Annotated in this window: 19 protein-coding genes; 13 read left to right on the forward strand and 6 right to left on the reverse strand. The window is 63.7% G+C overall.

Features of this window, described 5'->3' with window-relative positions; all coding sequences use genetic code 11:
• Positions 1-69 precede the first annotated feature (69 nt).
• Together BA190_RS19825 and BA190_RS19830 are read left to right on the forward strand one after the other, a co-directional pair.
• Complete coding sequence (locus tag BA190_RS19825; RefSeq protein ID WP_068291153.1) at positions 70-678, forward strand: YqaA family protein; 609 nt, start codon at positions 70-72, stop codon at positions 676-678.
• Positions 669-1,175 carry a disulfide bond formation protein B gene (locus BA190_RS19830; RefSeq protein WP_068291155.1) on the forward strand — a complete coding sequence of 169 codons (507 nt, stop codon included), beginning with the start codon at positions 669-671 and terminating at the stop codon, positions 1,173-1,175. The genes BA190_RS19825 and BA190_RS19830 overlap by 10 nt, the downstream gene beginning before the upstream one ends.
• Positions 1,176-1,379: 204 nt before the next feature.
• On the opposite strand, the gene BA190_RS19835 is transcribed toward BA190_RS19830, so the two are convergent.
• The gene (locus BA190_RS19835) at positions 1,380-2,555 is read right to left on the reverse strand and encodes an FAD-binding oxidoreductase (protein ID WP_082979892.1); all 1,176 of its coding nucleotides are present in this window, start codon (positions 2,553-2,555) and stop codon (positions 1,380-1,382) included.
• 219 nt (positions 2,556-2,774) lie between these two features.
• On the opposite strand from BA190_RS19835, the gene BA190_RS19840 reads away from it, so the two are divergent.
• Positions 2,775-3,230 (forward strand): thiol-disulfide oxidoreductase DCC family protein, encoded by a 456-nt coding sequence (locus BA190_RS19840; RefSeq protein ID WP_082979893.1) that lies wholly within the window; start codon positions 2,775-2,777, stop codon positions 3,228-3,230.
• Complete coding sequence (gene modC / locus BA190_RS19845; RefSeq protein WP_068291159.1) at positions 3,227-4,315, forward strand: molybdenum ABC transporter ATP-binding protein; 1,089 nt, start codon at positions 3,227-3,229, stop codon at positions 4,313-4,315. Before BA190_RS19840 ends, modC begins: the two co-directional genes overlap by 4 nt.
• 3 nt (positions 4,316-4,318) lie before the next feature.
• Here modC and BA190_RS19850 read toward each other — a convergent pair whose 3' ends face one another.
• The gene (locus BA190_RS19850; protein WP_068291161.1) at positions 4,319-4,690 is read right to left on the reverse strand and encodes a YkvA family protein; all 372 of its coding nucleotides are present in this window, start codon (positions 4,688-4,690) and stop codon (positions 4,319-4,321) included.
• Between the two features lie 236 nt (positions 4,691-4,926).
• Here BA190_RS19850 and sdhC point away from each other — a divergent pair, with 236 nt between their 5' ends.
• From sdhC to BA190_RS19875, 5 genes are all read left to right on the forward strand, one after another.
• Positions 4,927-5,346 (forward strand): succinate dehydrogenase, cytochrome b556 subunit, encoded by a 420-nt coding sequence (gene sdhC, locus BA190_RS19855; RefSeq protein WP_068291163.1) that lies wholly within the window; start codon positions 4,927-4,929, stop codon positions 5,344-5,346.
• Between the two features lie 9 nt (positions 5,347-5,355).
• Entirely contained in the window at positions 5,356-5,742 is a 387-nt protein-coding gene (gene sdhD / locus BA190_RS19860) for a succinate dehydrogenase, hydrophobic membrane anchor protein (protein WP_068291165.1), read from the forward strand.
• A 19-nt stretch (positions 5,743-5,761) separates the two neighbouring features.
• Positions 5,762-7,588, forward strand: coding sequence for a succinate dehydrogenase flavoprotein subunit (gene sdhA, locus BA190_RS19865; RefSeq protein ID WP_068291167.1), 1,827 nt, complete (start codon positions 5,762-5,764; stop codon positions 7,586-7,588).
• A 567-nt stretch (positions 7,589-8,155) separates the two neighbouring features.
• Positions 8,156-8,935 carry a succinate dehydrogenase iron-sulfur subunit gene (locus BA190_RS19870; RefSeq protein WP_068291169.1) on the forward strand — a complete coding sequence of 260 codons (780 nt, stop codon included), beginning with the start codon at positions 8,156-8,158 and terminating at the stop codon, positions 8,933-8,935.
• Between the two features lie 2 nt (positions 8,936-8,937).
• Entirely contained in the window at positions 8,938-9,753 is an 816-nt protein-coding gene (locus BA190_RS19875; protein WP_082979894.1) for a nucleotidyltransferase domain-containing protein, read from the forward strand.
• 43 nt (positions 9,754-9,796) lie between these two features.
• Here BA190_RS19875 and BA190_RS19880 read toward each other — a convergent pair whose 3' ends face one another.
• Positions 9,797-10,015: a hypothetical protein gene (locus BA190_RS19880; RefSeq protein WP_068291173.1), complete on the reverse strand. Its 219-nt coding sequence runs from the start codon at positions 10,013-10,015 to the stop codon at positions 9,797-9,799.
• 411 nt (positions 10,016-10,426) lie between these two features.
• Here BA190_RS19880 and BA190_RS19885 point away from each other — a divergent pair, with 411 nt between their 5' ends.
• Entirely contained in the window at positions 10,427-10,858 is a 432-nt protein-coding gene (locus BA190_RS19885; protein ID WP_068291175.1) for an AprI/Inh family metalloprotease inhibitor, read from the forward strand.
• A gap of 112 nt (positions 10,859-10,970) precedes the next feature.
• On the opposite strand, the gene BA190_RS19890 is transcribed toward BA190_RS19885, so the two are convergent.
• Positions 10,971-11,903, reverse strand: coding sequence for a fatty acid desaturase (locus BA190_RS19890; protein WP_068291179.1), 933 nt, complete (start codon positions 11,901-11,903; stop codon positions 10,971-10,973).
• A 152-nt stretch (positions 11,904-12,055) separates the two neighbouring features.
• Between BA190_RS19890 and BA190_RS19895 the strand changes: the two genes are divergently transcribed.
• The 3 genes from BA190_RS19895 to BA190_RS19905 all read left to right on the forward strand — a co-directional run bounded on the left by BA190_RS19895 (position 12,056) and on the right by BA190_RS19905 (position 14,747).
• Positions 12,056-12,904 (forward strand): helix-turn-helix domain-containing protein, encoded by an 849-nt coding sequence (locus tag BA190_RS19895; RefSeq protein ID WP_068291183.1) that lies wholly within the window; start codon positions 12,056-12,058, stop codon positions 12,902-12,904.
• Between the two features lie 266 nt (positions 12,905-13,170).
• A complete protein-coding gene (locus tag BA190_RS19900; RefSeq protein ID WP_068291185.1) occupies positions 13,171-13,656 on the forward strand; it encodes a hypothetical protein in 486 nt (161 codons plus the stop codon).
• Between the two features lie 134 nt (positions 13,657-13,790).
• Positions 13,791-14,747, forward strand: a complete 957-nt coding sequence (locus BA190_RS19905; protein ID WP_068291186.1) for an alpha/beta fold hydrolase — start codon at positions 13,791-13,793, stop codon at positions 14,745-14,747.
• A gap of 194 nt (positions 14,748-14,941) precedes the next feature.
• Here BA190_RS19905 and hisN read toward each other — a convergent pair whose 3' ends face one another.
• Both hisN and BA190_RS19915 read right to left on the reverse strand, forming a co-directional pair.
• Positions 14,942-15,730, reverse strand: coding sequence for a histidinol-phosphatase (gene hisN / locus BA190_RS19910; protein ID WP_068291189.1), 789 nt, complete (start codon positions 15,728-15,730; stop codon positions 14,942-14,944).
• 370 nt (positions 15,731-16,100) lie between these two features.
• A complete protein-coding gene (locus BA190_RS19915; protein ID WP_156771603.1) occupies positions 16,101-16,412 on the reverse strand; it encodes a hypothetical protein in 312 nt (103 codons plus the stop codon).
• Between the last annotated feature and the right edge of the window lie 56 nt (positions 16,413-16,468).

Consider the following 16,468-nt stretch of genomic DNA (forward strand, 5'->3'; position numbering starts at 1 on the left):
ATCGCACTGCCGTCATGCCCGCCTGCCATTCAACCGTGCGGTCCTTCCGAGGGCCGTTCAGGAAAGATCATGCTGCGCCGCTTCTACGACTGGATGATCCGCATTTCGGAAAGTCCCCGGGCCGTCTGGGCCCTCGGCATCGTTTCCTTTGCCGAAAGCTCCTTCTTCCCGTTTCCACCCGACGTCATGCTGCTGCCGATGGCGGTCGCCAAGCCCAAGAGGGCCTGGTTCTACGCCGCCGTCTGCACCGTCACCTCGGTGCTGGGCGGTATATTCGGCTACATGATCGGCTGGCTGCTCTACGACACCGTCGGCGCCTGGCTGATCCGGGCCTATGGCTATGAGCACGGCGTCGAGCAATTCCGCTGCCTCTATGCCCAATATGGCAGCTGGATCATCCTGATCAAAGGCCTGACGCCGATCCCCTACAAGATCGTCACCATCACCTCGGGCTTTGCCGGCTACAGCCTGTTCTGGTTCGTCCTGCTGTCGCTGCTCACGCGCGGCGCGCGCTTCTTCATCCTGGCCGGGATCCTCAATCTCCTCGGCGAGCGCATCCGAACCTTCATCGAGAAGAACCTGACGCTGGTGGCCATCGCCTTCGTGGTTGTACTGGTGGGCGGGTTCTTCGTCGTCGAACACCTCATGCCGTCGAGTGGAACTGCCACATGCCAATGAATTTGAGCTCCCGCGCCGCATTGGCGGCCGGATTGATCGGCCTCGTCGTCATCGTCAGCGCCCTGGTGCTGCAGCACGGCTTCGGCTACGCCCCCTGCCCGCTCTGCCTGGAGCAGCGCTGGCCCTATTATATCGGCGTGCCCATCGCCTTCATTCTCGCCTTCATCGGCGACAGGCTGCCCGGGAAGGCCATGGCCGCGGCGCTGCTGCTGCTCGCCGTCCTGTTCGCCTATGGCTGCGGCCTCGGCATCTACCAGGCGGGTGCGGAGTGGGAATACTGGCTCGGCCCCGCCAATTGCGCCGCGGGCAATATCGGCGCCAACCCGGCCGATGTCGGCGGGCTGTTCGATGCGATCGACAGCTCCACCGTGGTATCCTGCACCAATCCGAGCCTGCGCATCCTCGGCCTTTCGCTGGCCGGCTGGAACGCCATCGTCATGGCCGTGATGGTGCTGATCTCGTTGAAGGGGGCTTTGAGCGCGGCCAGGTCGCGGTGAGGACACGGCGAGAGCTTATCCGCGTTTGGATTGGCTCGAGCTTTGTCATTGCCGGGCTCGACCCGGCAATCCAGCCTCTGCTGGTGGTGACGAGGCCCCTCTGGATGCCCGGGTCAAGCCCGGGCATGACAAGAGTCCGCGTGTCCAACTCTCGGGTCAGACAGGCCAGAGCTCGCAACGTTGGCGCTTCAAATCGCCCCGCCCTCAAATCACATTCAGCTCGAACACCGGCTTGTTCTCGATCACGCGCTGATAATCGAACACCGAGAGGTCGAGCGTCTGGAAACGGCCCGTCGTGATCAGTTCGGCAACCGCGCGCCCGGCGGCGGGCGCCTGCTGCAGGCCGTGGCCGGAAAAGCCGTTGAGGAAAAAGAAATTAGGCATGGCCGGATGCGGGCCGATCACCGCATTCTGGTCGAGCGTGTTGTATTCGTAATGTCCCGCCCAGGCCCTCACCAGCTTGAGCTCCTCCAGCGCCGGGACCTGGGCGGCGAGCGCCGGCCAGACCGCATCCTCGAACAGGCTGTAGTCGACCTCGAAATCGCCATCGGCCCGCTTCTCGCCGTGTTCGTCCTCGGCGCCGCCGCAGATATAGACGTCGCCTTCCGGCCGAATATAGATGCCGCCCGGCTCGACCAGCAGCGGCATGCGCGGCAGCTCGGTCTTGCAGCGTACCACGAAGACGGAGCGCTTGCGCGGCTCGACCGGCAAGGCGAGGCCGGCGAGGGCGGCAACGTCGCCACCCTGCGGCCCCGCTGCATTGACGAGCGTGCCGCAGGCGATGCGCCCGCCCGATTTCAGCCTGATGGCCTCGGCCTTGCCGCCCCGGTGATCGATGCCGACCACCTCGTCCTTCACATAGACGGCACCCGCATCCCGGGCCGCCTTGCGGAAGAGATCGAGCAGGGAATGGGCGTCGAACCAGCCTTCGCCCCGGCGGCCATAGGCGCCGGCGGCGATGCCCTCGAGATTGAGCCAGGGAAATTCACGGCTGAGCGCCTCGGGGCCGAGCAGTTCGATCGCCGTGCCCTCGGCCTGCTGAACCTGCCAGTTCTGCTCCAGGATCGCCTTGCCGCCCTCGCTTGCCAGCAGGAGGTAGCCGCCCTCATGGAAACCGATATCGGCGCCCGGCCCGAAGCGCTCCTTGAGGCCGCGCATGATCTCCAGCCCGAACAGGCTCATGCGGATGTTCTCGGGCGTGGAGAATTGCTGGCGGATCGAGGCGGCCGAAAGGGTGGTCGAGGAATGGGTATAGGTGGGATCCCGCTCGATCACCGTGACGGTGCCGGCAAAACCGAGCTGGACCTTGAGGAAATAGGCGGTGGCGGAGCCCATGGCGGCGCCGCCGACGATGACGATGTCCGAGGAGGAAGGTGTCACGAGAAACTCGCTGGCAGAAGGGGCGATTGCACCCGGGGGTCGGCCTTTCTATGATCGGAGACGGGATATGTGCAACAGGTCGAAGATTGGTAGATCGATGATGAGGATCTCCTGGGAGCGCGGACGTCCTCGTCCGCCTCTTGCTTTGCCCAAACGCGGTGTTTCCAAGAGCGGACGGGGACGTCCGCGCTCCCAGGAAAATTTTGTGGGAGACTTTTCGTGAACCAATGGCGGCCGCAGCCTGCAAGCGACCTGCCCGACGGACTGATCCTGTTCGACGGGGTCTGCGTGCTGTGTTCGGGCATGGTCGCCTTCGTCATCCCCCGCGATGCCGCCGGCCGTTTTCGTTTCGTCGCCGTCCAGAGCGAGGCAGGCGCCATGCTCGCCCGCCGCTTCGGCATCCGGCCTGACGATCCCGAGGCCGTCGCCGTGGTCAACGACGGCATGGCCTATTTCAAGGCGGACGCAGCCATCGCCATCGGCCGGGGCCTGCCGGGCTGGCGCTGGGTGGTCCTACTGAAGGCCCTCCCCCGGCCTATCAGGGACTTTCTCTATGACCGCATCGCCCGCAACCGCTATCGCCTGTTCGGCAAGCGCGAAAGCTGCCTGATGCCGACCCCGGAGATCCGCTCGCGCTTCATCGCCACCCTGCCCGATCTGGCGAGCGCGGCATGATCGAGGCCGACATCACCGTCCGCCGCGCCGGCTTCACGCTCGAATCGGCCTTCACCTCCGATGGCGGCATCACCGCCTTGTTCGGACGCTCGGGCTCGGGCAAGACCACGCTCCTCAACGCCATGGCCGGGCTGATCCGGCCCGACAGCGGCCACATCCGCCTGGATGGCCAGACGCTGTTCGAGGCCTCCACGCGCATCTTCCTCGCTCCGCATCGGCGCCGAATCGGCCTGGTCTTCCAGGACGCCCAGCTTTTCCCGCACCTGACGGCCCGGCAGAATCTTCTTTATGGCCGCTTCTTCAATCGCAACGCCGGCCCGAAGCTCGATTTCGACGCGGTCGTCGGCGTGCTTGGCATCGAAAAGCTGCTCGAGCGCCGCCCAAATGCCCTGTCGGGCGGCGAGAAGCAGCGCGTCGCCATTGGCCGCGCCCTGCTGGCCTCCCCGCGCCTCCTGCTGATGGACGAGCCGCTCGCCGCCCTCGACACCCCGCGCAAGCTCGAAATCCTGCCGCTGATCGAACGCGTGCGTGACGAGATGAAAGTGCCGATTCTCTATGTCTCGCACGCCGTGGAGGAGGTCGCGCGCCTCGCCGCCCGTGTCGTGGTCCTGGAAGCCGGCAAGGTCAGCCGCATCGGCACGCCGCAGGAAGTGCTGGCGCCGGCGCCGGGTTCGCTCTTTGGCCCGCTCTCCAATCAGCGCTTCGAGACGGTCTCGCTGCTGGAAGCGCGGGTGCGCAGCTATGACGAGCATTACGGCCTCTCGACCCTGGATCATCCCGCCGGCCCGATCAGCATTCCCGGCCGCGCCGGCCCGCCCGGCGCCAAGGTACGGGTGGTGGTGCGCGGCTCCGACGTTTCGCTTGCCATGAAGCGCCCGGGAGCCGTGTCGATCAGGACCATGCTGGGAGCACGGGTGAAGGCGGTCGCAAGCGATGACGGCCCGGTCGCCCGCGTCGATCTCGCTCTGACCGGCGGGGACACGCTGTCCGCCTTCATCACCCGCAACGCCGTGGATGAGCTGGGCCTGGGCCAGGGCGACACCGTGCTGGCCATGATCAAGGCCGCCTCGATCGATGCGCGGTAAGGGCTAGCGCCCCTTCTTCACCTCGTCGAGCCAGCGCCGGGCCGCTTCGTGATGGCGCGGCTGGATGGCACCGGAGACCATGCGGATGGCGGCATAGAGAATGGCGGCATCGTCCGTGAAGCCCAGGCCGACGATGAAATCGGGAACGACGTCGAAGGGCAGCACGAAATAGGCAAGCGCAGCGGCCAGCGTCGCCCTTACCTTGAAGGGCGTGTCGCGATCGAGCACCGCGTAATAGGCGGCCAGAAGATCGGAAGCGAAGGGGACATGGGCGAGCGCGAGCTTCAGCTTGGGCAGGAAATCGGTCTTGAGCTGCTCCTTGCGCCGCTCGAAACGACGGCCGGCATCGTCATACATACGCGACTGTGTGACCATGGTACCCTCCTCAACGCGAAAGCATGTGGCCCCGCCTTCCGCGGTTTCAAGCGCTGCATGCCCCAAACCTTATGAAAATACTTGGCGTCATGAAAATATTTCGATCTGCATGGCTGCTCTGCGCCCAAAATCCGCCAGGATCTCGGGATTCGCGTTCTAATCCATTGCACTGAGCCCGCCGACAGGATATCGCATCGCAGCAAGATTATAACGGGTCGAAACTGGAGGTCCTTCCGATGGCCGATCCAAACGCGTCCGCGGGCAAATCTGGCCTGGCTGATTCGCGTCCCTTGTCGCCGCATCTGCAGATCTATCGCTGGCCGATCACCATGACGATGTCGATCCTGCACCGCGTGACCGGCGGGGCTCTCTATGTCGGTACCCTGCTGCTCGTCTGGTGGCTTCTGGCCGCGGCGACCAGCCCCTCGGCCTTCGCCTGGGTGCAATGGGTGATCGGCAGCCCGATCGGCCTCCTGATCCTCTTCGGCTATACCTGGGCCCTGATGCATCACATGCTCGGCGGCATCCGGCATTTCATCTGGGATTTCGGCCACGGCCTCGGACCGGGCGAACGCGACACCTATGCCTGGGCCAACCTGATCGGGTCGGTGGTACTCACCATCCTGATCTGGATCATCGGCCTGCTGGCCTTCTGAGGATCCGACATGAGCAAGAGCCTCAAGACCCCCCTCGGCCGCGTGCGCGGCCTCGGTTCGGCCAGGTCCGGTACCCATCATTTCTGGCTGCAGCGCCTCACCGGCGCCGCCATGGTGCCGCTCACCATCGCCTTCGTGCTGACGGTGATCTGCCTTGCCGATGCCAGCCAGGCCACGGTGATCGCCACCTTGTCGTCGCCGCTCGTCGCCATCCTGCTGTTCCTGTTCATCATCGCCGGCGTCGTCCATATGCGGGCCGGCATGCAGGTGATCATCGAGGATTACGTCGAGACCGAAAGCCTGAAGATCCTGGCCGTACTCGCCAACACCTTCTTCTCGCTCCTGGTGGGGGCTGCGTGCCTCTACGCTCTGCTGAAATTGAATTTCGGGATGTAACCCAGTCGGGGTATGATTTATGGCCGAAGGCACCCTCACTCAACCCTCCGCCCTGGGCACCGCCTATCCAATCACCGACCACACCTATGACGTCGTGGTGGTCGGCGCCGGCGGTGCGGGCCTGCGCGCCGTGGTCGGCTGTTCCGAGGCCGGACTGCGCACCGCCTGCATCACCAAGGTCTTCCCGACGCGTTCCCACACCGTGGCCGCCCAGGGCGGCATCGCCGCCTCGCTCGGCAATATGGGCCGCGACGACTGGCGCTTCCACATGTACGACACCGTCAAGGGGTCGGACTGGCTGGGCGACCAGGATGCCATCGAATATCTGGTGCGCAACGCGCCGGCCGCCGTCTACGAGCTCGAGCATTGGGGCGTGCCCTTCTCGCGCACCGAGGACGGCCGCATCTACCAGCGCCCGTTCGGCGGCATGACCACCGATTTCGGCAAGGGCATCGCCCAGCGCACCTGCGCCGCCGCCGACCGGACCGGCCACGCCATGCTGCACACGCTCTATGGCGCCGCGCTCAAGCACCAGGCCGAGTTCTTCGTCGAGTATTTTGCCCTCGATCTGATCATGGACGAGGAGGGCCGCTGCCGCGGCATCGTGGCGCTGAAGATGGATGACGGCACCATCCATCGCTTCCGCGCCCACCGCACCATCCTGGCGACCGGCGGCTATGGCCGTGCCTATTTCACCGCAACCTCGGCCCATACCTGTACGGGCGACGGCAATGCCATGGTGCTCAGGGCCGGCCTGCCGCTGCAGGACATGGAATTCGTGCAGTTCCATCCCACCGGCATCTATGGCGCCGGCTGCCTGATCACCGAAGGCGCCCGCGGCGAAGGCGGCTACCTCACCAATTCGGAAGGCGAGCGTTTCATGGAGCGCTACGCCCCCTCGGTGAAGGACCTTGCCCCGCGCGACATGGTCTCGCGCGCCATGACCATGGAAATCCGCGAAGGCCGCGGGGTCGGCAAGCGCAAGGATCACATCTTCCTGCATCTCGACCATCTGGATCCCAAGATCCTGGCCGAGCGCCTGCCCGGCATCTCCGAATCGGCCCGCATCTTCGCCGGCGTCGACCTCACCAAGGAACCGATCCCGGTGCTGCCGACGGTGCACTACAACATGGGCGGTATCCCCACCAATTATCACGGCGAAGTGCTGACCAAGAAGGGCAACGATCCCGATGCGATCGTGCCCGGCCTGATGGCGCTGGGCGAGGCGGCCTGCGTCTCCGTGCATGGCGCCAACCGCCTCGGCTCCAACTCGCTGATCGACCTCGTGGTCTTCGGCCGCGCCGCAGGCCTGCGCTGCGCCGAGATGGTCAAGCCCGGCGAGAAGCATGCCGACCTGCCGGCCGATTCGGCCGAGAAGGCCCTCTCCCGCCTCGATCGCCTGCGTTACGCCAAGGGGTCGACCCCGACAGCGGATCTGCGCCTGTCCATGCAACGTGTGATGCAGAGCGATTGCGCGGTCTACCGTACCAGCGCTTCCCTCTCCGAAGGCAAGGAGAAGATCCACCAGGTCTGGCAAAGCGCCGACGATGTGCGCGTCACCGACCGCTCGCTGATCTGGAACTCGGACCTGATCGAGACGCTGGAATTCGACAATCTGATCGGCCAGGCCGTGGTCACCATGGATGGCGCGGAAAACCGCAAGGAAAGCCGCGGCGCCCACGCCCATGAGGACTTCCCCAACCGCGACGACCAGAACTGGATGAAGCACACTTTGGCCTGGGCCGACACGGAGAAGAAGTCCGTCACCATCGATTACCGGCCGGTGCACACCTACACCATGTCGAACGACGTCCAGTATATCGAGCCGAAGGCGCGCGTGTACTGATGCGATGGTTCTTCGCGATAGGCCTACTTGCGCTTTCTGTCTCGGAGCTAAGAGCTGAAGTACGACATAGTGATCTCGTCGGGTGTTGGCAGCCTAAGCAACAAAACGATCGCTATTTGCGTTCTGCATGCTTTTATCCCAGTGGAGATTTGGAGATAAGCCTAACCCTGACAACGGAGGGTTTTGGTGATTGCGCCCGGTATCAGTTGAAGACACCCGACGTCATGCATGGATCAACTCTAACGCCTGGTGAGGCATTCTACGGAATTTCTAAACATGGATTTAGATTTAGAGGCATATCGAATCCAAAGAAGTTTCAATGCAACGTAAGAAATCACGATGGCATGCTTTCTTTGACAGGAAACAGGTGCCCATTCATCACGGAGTGGGTGCCCACTAAATTCAAACTGCGGGACCCAGACTCTATTTGTAGGTCTGAGGCGAGCAGCAATTGAAGTTGCTGTTGATGTGATTTGCAAATTGGCTGATGTCCTGCTCGGCCAATGGTTAAAAAAACTAGACGTTTGTTACGTTCAAGTTTGAGCTGCCAGACGCGGAGAGGCTAGCATGGTTCAACTCACACTTCCCAAGAACTCCCGCATCGTCGGCGGCAAGGTCTGGCCGAAGCCGGAGAACCAGAAGAATCTGCGCGAGTTCAAGATCTACCGTTACGATCCGGACGGTGAGGCAAACCCGCGCACCGATACTTATTTCGTCGATCTCGACGATTGCGGCCCGATGGTGCTGGACGCCATCATCTGGATCAAGAACACCATCGATCCGACGCTGACCTTCCGCCGCTCCTGCCGCGAAGGCATCTGCGGCTCCTGCGCCATGAACATCGACGGCGCCAACACGCTCGCCTGCACCAAGGCGATGGAAGACATCAAGGGCGTGATCAAGATCTATCCGCTGCCGCATATGCCGGTGGTGAAGGACCTGGTGCCCGATCTCACGCGCTTCTACGCCCAGCATGCCTCGATCGAGCCCTGGCTGAAGACCGATACGCCCCAGCCCGAGAAGGAATGGCGCCAGTCCCATGGCGACCGTGAAAAGCTCGATGGCCTCTACGAGTGCATCCTGTGCGCCTGCTGCTCCACCTCCTGCCCGAGCTACTGGTGGAACGGCGACCGCTATCTCGGCCCGGCTGCCCTCCTGCAGGCCTATCGCTGGCTGATCGACAGCCGCGACGAGCGCACCGGCGATCGCCTGGACGAGCTGGAGGATCCCTTCAAGCTCTATCGCTGCCACACCATCATGAACTGCGCCCAAACCTGCCCGAAGGGTTTGAACCCGGCCAAGGCAATCGCCGAAATCAAGAAGATGATGGTGGCAAGGCAGGTGTAAGCATGGCACTTGCCTCGCAAGAGCCTGTATCGGCACCGATGCGCCGGGCTATCCAGCAAAGGCTCGAGCAGATTCGGGCCGAAGAGAATGCCCGAATTTTGCTGGCAGTCGAGTCGGGCAGCCGTGCTTGGGGGTTCTGGTCTCCCGACAGCGATTACGATGTCCGCTTTGTCTATGTCAGAGACGCCCAGGACTATCTGTCCATCGAGCCACCTCGTGATGTGATTGAACGACCCATTTCCGATGAGCTCGATTTCGCCGGGTGGGATCTCGCCAAGACGCTGAAGCTTATCTTCAAGTCGAATGCAGTGATTCTTGAATGGCTGCAATCGCCCATTCACTATGGGGGCGATGACGCTTTCGCTTCTGCCATCCTCGACTTTGCCAGGCCCCGGCTCGACGAGAAGGCTCTCGCCTATCACTATCTCAATCTGGCACGCAGCCAGATCAATCGGTTCCTGGATGATCCGGCCCTGGTCCGCGGCAAGAAGTATTTCTACGTCATTCGGCCTGCACTGACATTGCGCTGGCTCCGTTTGCACGGTGCGACTGCCGTCCCACCGATGGACTTCGGGAGGCTCACCCGGGAGACGTGCCTGCCGGACGCCATTCTCGAAACCCTGGCAGGACTGCTCGAACAGAAGAAGAAGGAGAGGGAGTTCGGCTTGATCCCCCGGAATCCCGCGTTGGACGCCTTGATCCATGCCGAAGTGCAGGACGGAGAACAACGCGCCCGGCGCCCTGCCCAGCGCAAATCAGCGAACGACATAGAAGCCGCAGACGCCTTTCTTCGCACATGGATTCACAACGCCGCGTAGGTATCACGGCCGAATGCAGGCCGGGGCTCGCGGATGGTTCTCCTTACCGCACCGGGCCGGTGACGTCGACGTCTTCCACCGGCGGCTGCTTGTCGAGTTCGTTGCGGTCGAGCCGCGGCGAGGCAGCGGCCGGCACCGTGGCGGGCGCGTGGAGCGTGAGCTTGGGCAGTTCGAGATTGCTGTCGACGCGGCCGATCGGAGCGGCTGCAGACGTCATCGTCGACAGGGCAACCAGCACTGCAACGGCGCTTGGGGCAGCCATGGGGTCTCTCCGGGACGTGTGACGTTCAGGCCACACCTTGGCGGAATTGATTTAAGCAAGCCTTAAGATCATCCGGCCTATCAAAGAATCGACACAGAACCAGCTCAACAGGGTCGTGCATTCTCGCTATCCGACTTCCCCTACGGTATGCGGGATTGTCCGGCCGATTATCGCATGCGGCATTACGCTTCTTGCTGTCGCCACCTGCCTCGATCTGATATTGGCAGTACCTGTTAACTCTGACTGGGACCGGATGGACCGATGAGATTTTCCGCGCTGGCAATTCTACCCTGTGCCCTGCTGCTGGCGTCGTGTGCGTCATCGACTCGTCTTGGCGACGCCTTCGATTTCGGCAGCTCCCAACGTCCCCCGCCGGATGCCGGCCGGCCTGTACCGGCGCCGGAGCCGCTGATGGCGGCACCGACGGAGGACGTGACCTCCCAGCCCCTGCCGCCCGCCGGCGGGGAGGCGACGCCAGGCGGCACCGCTGCTGCGCCTTCCACTTCGCTTGCCCCGCCGAGCAATCAGGTCGCCGCCCTGCCGACGGCACCGCGCCCGTCCTCTACCAGCAGCATCTCCGGCAGCTGGAAGATCTCCGATGCCGCGCGCGGCAGCTGCAACATCTCGCTGACGCGCCAGGCCCTGCTCGACGTCTACCGCGCCTCCCCCTCGGGCTGCCAGGCCGGTTCGCTCGCCAAGGTCAATGCCTGGCAGCAGCGCGGCCAGGAGATCGACCTGCTCGAGCCGGGTGGCCGCACGGCGGTGCGCCTGTTCCCGACGGGCGACGGCGCCTATGAAGGCGCGGCCACGCTGTCGGGCGCCAAGATCCGGATGACCCGCTAAAGGGCTCTTTTAGCAAGCACATGCCGAAGGGCAGGCCCGAGGCCTGCCCTTTGTCTTTATATCCCGGCGAACAAGGAACGGCAGGCCGGCGGACGAGCCGGCCCTGTCCAACTCATCCCTGCACGGGCGCCCGCCCATAGGGATGGATCAGCGTGTCGTGTTCGGTGATGAAATAGCGCCGGGCTACATCCCAATAGCCGTTATAGACCAGGCCGCCATTCTCGCGAATCACCCGCTCGCGATTGGCGCGGTACCAGGCCGGGATCTCGTACCAGGGCATCATCGGATTGTCGTGATGCACGACATGCAGATTGTTGTAGAGGAAGAGCAGTCCGAAGACCGGCGCGTTCTCGACGATGGCCGTACGCTCTTCCACCTCGTTCTCGGCACGGTGCTCGGCGAAGGAACGCACCAGCATCAGCGCCGTAGCCGGATAGACGATCGCTGCAAAATAGATCAGCGGATTGAGATCGCATATCAGCACCAGCCAGGCCAGCACGACCAAGAGTTGCAGGGCATGGCTGGTCCAGATTCGGCGATGCATCGGCTCGCCATTCCACACGGCGCGGGCTTCGCGCATGAGGAAGGTCGACATCGCCCGCGCCGGACCGATGGTCATCCGGCCGAGGAAGGTGGAATTGGCGCGGATCGCCCAGGCATGGAAGCGGCCGAGCCGGTCCCACTGCTCCTGCGTCCAGTAATGTGATTCGGGATCGTCGAGCGGGTCGGTCAGCCGCTCGTCCCGGTGATGCAGCAGATGGCTGATGCGATAGGATTCATAGGGCAGCCACAAAAGCAGTGGCCAGCAGCCGATCCAGCGGTTGAGGGTGCGGTTCGTGGTCGGATGGCCGTGAATGATCTCATGCTGGAGGGAGGCGTGCCAGGCGACCGTCCAGGCCCCGAGCGGCATCCAGATCCAGAGCGGAATTGCCGCATGGAAATAGGTTAATACCCCCCAAAGACTATAGATTATAGACGCAAGAACGATGGTCGGCCACTCGACCGCCTTCCGTCTCCGCCGCGCCTCAATCTCAGCCTTACGCATTCAAATCACTCCATAATTACAGTGATGATGCGGCGAAAGCCTAAATCACACAAGGATTGTGTTGTCGCATAACATTGACATTTGTCGTCCAATAATCTCTCTTGTAGATAATTTCATTGTTTGTTGACTATTATAAACATCCAGGGCAGAAAATGGCACATCCTACCGCGGCACAGAGCTTTCGCGACCGGCTCGAGCGGGTCATCGCCCAGACGGGCCTCAACCAGGCGGGCTTTGCCCGCCATGTCGGCATCGACCGTTCCACCCTGTCGCAATTGCTGTCGGCGGATAACGACCGCCTGCCCAGGGCCGAGACCCTGGCCGCCATCGCCAAGGGGTGCCGCATCTCGATCGACTGGCTGCTCGGCCTCAGCCAGCGCGAGCAGATCGGCGCCGAACTGGTGGAAGCCGTGCTGACCATCGAGACGCAGGCCCATGCCCCCTTCAACGAGCGCTTCCTGCGCTGGCACGCCGAGGCAGCCGGACGCAAGCTGCGCACCGTGCCGATGAGCTTTCCCGACTTCCTGAAGACGGACGAGGTCATGCAATTCGAATATGCGGCAGCGCTCGGCCTCGATTCCAACCCGGCCCTGGCCGAACGCAGACGGCTGATCATCGCGTCGATCCGCGATGGCGGCGAGATGGAAGCCTGTGTCTCCGTTCAGGCACTGGAACTCTTCGCGCGGGGCCAGGCCCAATGGGAAGGCTTCGACATCGCCGGCCGCCGGGCCCAGTTCAACACCATGGCCGCCTTGGTGGAGGAGCTCTATCCGACACTTCGGCTCAACTTATACGATCTCAGGCAGACCTATTCGGCGCCCTTCACCATCTATGGCAATTCGCGTGCCGCCGTTTATCTCGGGCCGACCTATCTGGTCCTCAATGCCAGCGAGCATATCCGCATGCTGACGCGCCGTTTCGAGGACATCGTGCGTACCGCCACGGTGCAGCCCCATGTCGCGGCCACCTATCTGCGCGACCTCGGCGCCTCTCTCGACTGAGCGGAATTGGCTGGAACGGCAACCGGAGCGAGGGCAGGCCAGGGGGCCAGCGGGGACGAGAGCCGCATGTTTCACGCAAGATGAACGCCACGTGAACGAGGGCTTGCACGATTGTTCACACAAACCCGGTTATGGTCCGCCTCAAGTAAAGGGCATTCGCGACTGAATGCTCGATTGTCCCAACTCTTTGTTTCAAAGCCTCTTTGCGGTTGCTGGTGTTTCCGGCCAGTCATACACCGCTCTAGGATCCGGTCTGGAGAAGCTTCATGCCCTGCCGAGCCCTTTTGGGGGTGATTGCCGGTCTGGCCCTCCTGACTCTGGGCCTTCAGACCGATGTGAATGCCGCCTTCGCGCAAAATTCGCTGAACAATTACGCCCAGACGCCGCAGCAGGTGCCGGCCTTGGGGCGCAATCGAGGCCTTCCCCAGGCTCCCGACGAGGTCGGCCAGGGACCGGACCAAGGACAGAGCCAAGAACCGGACATGGCAGGCAACCCGCGCCTGCTGCCGCCGCGCGCCATCATCTCCAGCCTGGCCGGGCGCGGATACCGCAATGTCGTCATCAAGCGGGTACGCGGCGACAGCTATATCGCGGAGGCGGAGGGTTCGGAAGGCGGGCGCGTGCTCATCGTCATCGACGGCCATACCACCGAAATTACGGGATTGCGGCAATTGGGCTGGGCTCGCCCTCCCCGGCAGTGGGACAATGACAGCTGGGTCCCGCCGCGTCCCTGGAGTGGTCCACGCTGGTAGGCTCGAGCCACGGTTCAGTTCACGGCTCGATAGCTCGGCGTGCTCCGGAGCGGTCCGGCAGCCCGCCTGCGCCCCCGGCGCGGGCGGGCTCGTTATTTGACGCTGCCGAAGCAAAAGATGCTAAGGAGCAAGTCATGCTCCAGCCAACAGGCCCCCGCCTCCACGACAGCCCCGACAATCCTTGCCCGGCCGGCGCCATCGTCGAGGCCCTCACCACCCGGGACGGCATCACGCTGCGTACGGCGCGCTGGCCCTCGCTGTCGCCGCATCCCAGGGGAACGGTCTGCCTGTTCCAGGGGCGCTCCGAATTCATCGAGAAATATTTCGAGCTCATCCGCGACTTGCGGGCGCGGGGCTTTGCCGTAGCAACCCTCGACTGGCGGGGGCAAGGCGGGTCCGACCGCCTGCTGCGCGACGGGCGCCTCGGCCATATCGACGATTTCGGCGATTTCGGGCCGGATCTCGACGCCTTCATGCGCAAGATCGCCTTGCCCGAATGCCCCAGCCCCTTCTATGCGCTGGCCCATTCGATGGGAGGCGCCATCCTGTTCGCCAATCTGCCGCCCGGCTCGATCTGGTTCGACCGGCTCGTCGTTACGGCGCCCATGATCGAGATCGACCGCAAACCGCCCGGTGCGCGCTGGCTCGCCCGTGTCCTCGGCGGGCTCGGGCTGGGACGGCTGATCGTGCCGGGCTGGTCGCCCCGTCCGGTCGGGCTCAAGCCTTTCGACGGCAATCCGGTGACCTCGGACAAGGCCCGCTATGAACGCGCCGCCCGCATCGCCCGCGACGCGCCCGAGCTTGCCATCGGGGGGCCGACGATCGGCTGGGTCCGCGCTGCCTTCCGGGTGATGGACCGGCTGGCCGATCCCCGCTTCGGGGCTGACTGGCGTGTCCCCACCCTGATCCTGCTGGCGGGCGACGATCACGTCGTCTCCTCGCCGGCCGCCCAGCATTTCGCGGCCAAGCTCTATGCCACCCGGACCCTGACCCTGCCCGGCTCGCGCCACGAGATCACCCAGGAACGCGACGCCATCCGCGAGGCCTTCTGGGCCGCCTTCGACGCCTTCATTCCCGGCACGCAGGCGTAATACCAACCCACGGAATGCCTGACTTGTCATCCCCGGCTGAGCGTAGCGAGGGGAATGACAGCGTTCCATCCACACGCAACGGTCAAGATATATGAAGGTTGGTATAAGTCTGGGACTGCAGGTGTCTCGCCTGCCCTTGGCAGCGCAAGGCCGGATGGGAAAAGCAGGCGAGACGCCTGCGGCCCAGAATATCCTCAGCCCTGTGCCTGCAGCAGGGAAAGCGCTGCCGCATGCACGCGCGCATCGCCTGCCGCGACGATGCGGCCGCCGGCCTGGGCGGGACCGCCGTCCCAGGTGGTGATGACGCCGCCGGCGCCTTCCACGATCGGGATCAGAGCGGTGATGTCGTAGGGCTGGAGATTGGCTTCGATCACCAGATCGACCAGGCCCATCGCCAGCATGGCATAGGCATAGCAATCGCCGCCATAGCGCGAGAGCTTCACCTTCTCTTCCACGGCAGAGAAGAGTGCCCGGTCGGGCTCGGCCATCAGGCGGGGGCTGGTGGTGTAGAGCACGGCGTCCGCGAGGCTCGCGCAGGAGCGGGTGCGCATGGCGCGCTCACCGCCGGGGCCGCGATATTTGGCCGAGCCGCCATCGCCCGAAAAACGTTCGCGCGTGAAGGGCTGATGCATCATGCCATAGCAGGGCTGACCGTTGCGCAGGAGGCCGATCAGCGTGCCCCAGCCGACCATGCCGGAGATGAAGGATTTGGTGCCGTCGATCGGATCGAGCACCCAGACGAATTCGGCATCGAGGCGCTCGGAGCCGTATTCCTCGCCCATCACGCCATGGCTGGGAAACATCGCCCGGATCTTCTGGCGGATCACCGCCTCGGCGCCGCGGTCGGCCTCGGTGACGGGATCGAAATTGCCGCCGCCGGACTTGTCTTCCGTGGCCAGGGCCGAACGGAAGAAAGGCAGGATCGTGGTGCCCGAAACATTGGCGAGCTCATCCACGAAGGCTTCGAAATCCACCGGTGCCATCTTTTTCTCCGCGCGGCCAGAGCGCTTCGTCTGCGCCGGTCTCCCCTAGAGCAAAACGCGTTCAGGCGTGAACGCTTTTTCCTCTAGCTCGTTGATCCGACGCGTCTTTGCGATTCTTGGTGATTCCACCAAATCGCAAGACGCTTTAGAGCCTTTTGCGTTCCGGCGAAATCGCCGGGGCACGCAAAGGCATGTCAACGAGGAGTTGGAGCAAAGCGCGTCTCGGTCTGAACGGGCTCTGCTCTAGAGCAGATTCCCGCCGGAGCAAACCGGTTTTTGAAAATGAAAACCCCGCCTCGCGGCGGGGTTCCGGGGCCCGGCTGCCAGCCGCCTGTCGGGGCCGGTGCCGGGACGCTACCGTGAAATTCGATTAGCGGCAGACGCGCACGCGCTCGACATGATAGCCGTAGTCGTACTGGTTCGGCACGCGCTGGCGCTCGAACCAGCAGCGGGGCTGCACATAGACCGGAGCGGGCTCGTAATAGCCGTCATCATAATCATAGCCGCGATCACGGTTTGACAGCGCGCCGCCCAAGAGCAGGCCGCCGACGAGGCCGGCTGCCGCACCGCCGGCGAAGGCGCCGCCACGGCCATAGCGAGCTTCGGCGGTGCCGGTGGTCGCCATCGAGGCACCGGCAACAGTGGCAACAACCAGGGCCGATGCGAGAATTTTCTTCAACATGATCAATTCCTCACGGAGGGGCGCTCCAGAAGCGCCACCATCGGTAGCTGCTTTGT

It is taken from the genome of Labrys sp. WJW (assembly GCF_001676615.1).
Classification (GTDB): domain Bacteria; phylum Pseudomonadota; class Alphaproteobacteria; order Rhizobiales; family Labraceae; genus Labrys; species Labrys sedimenti.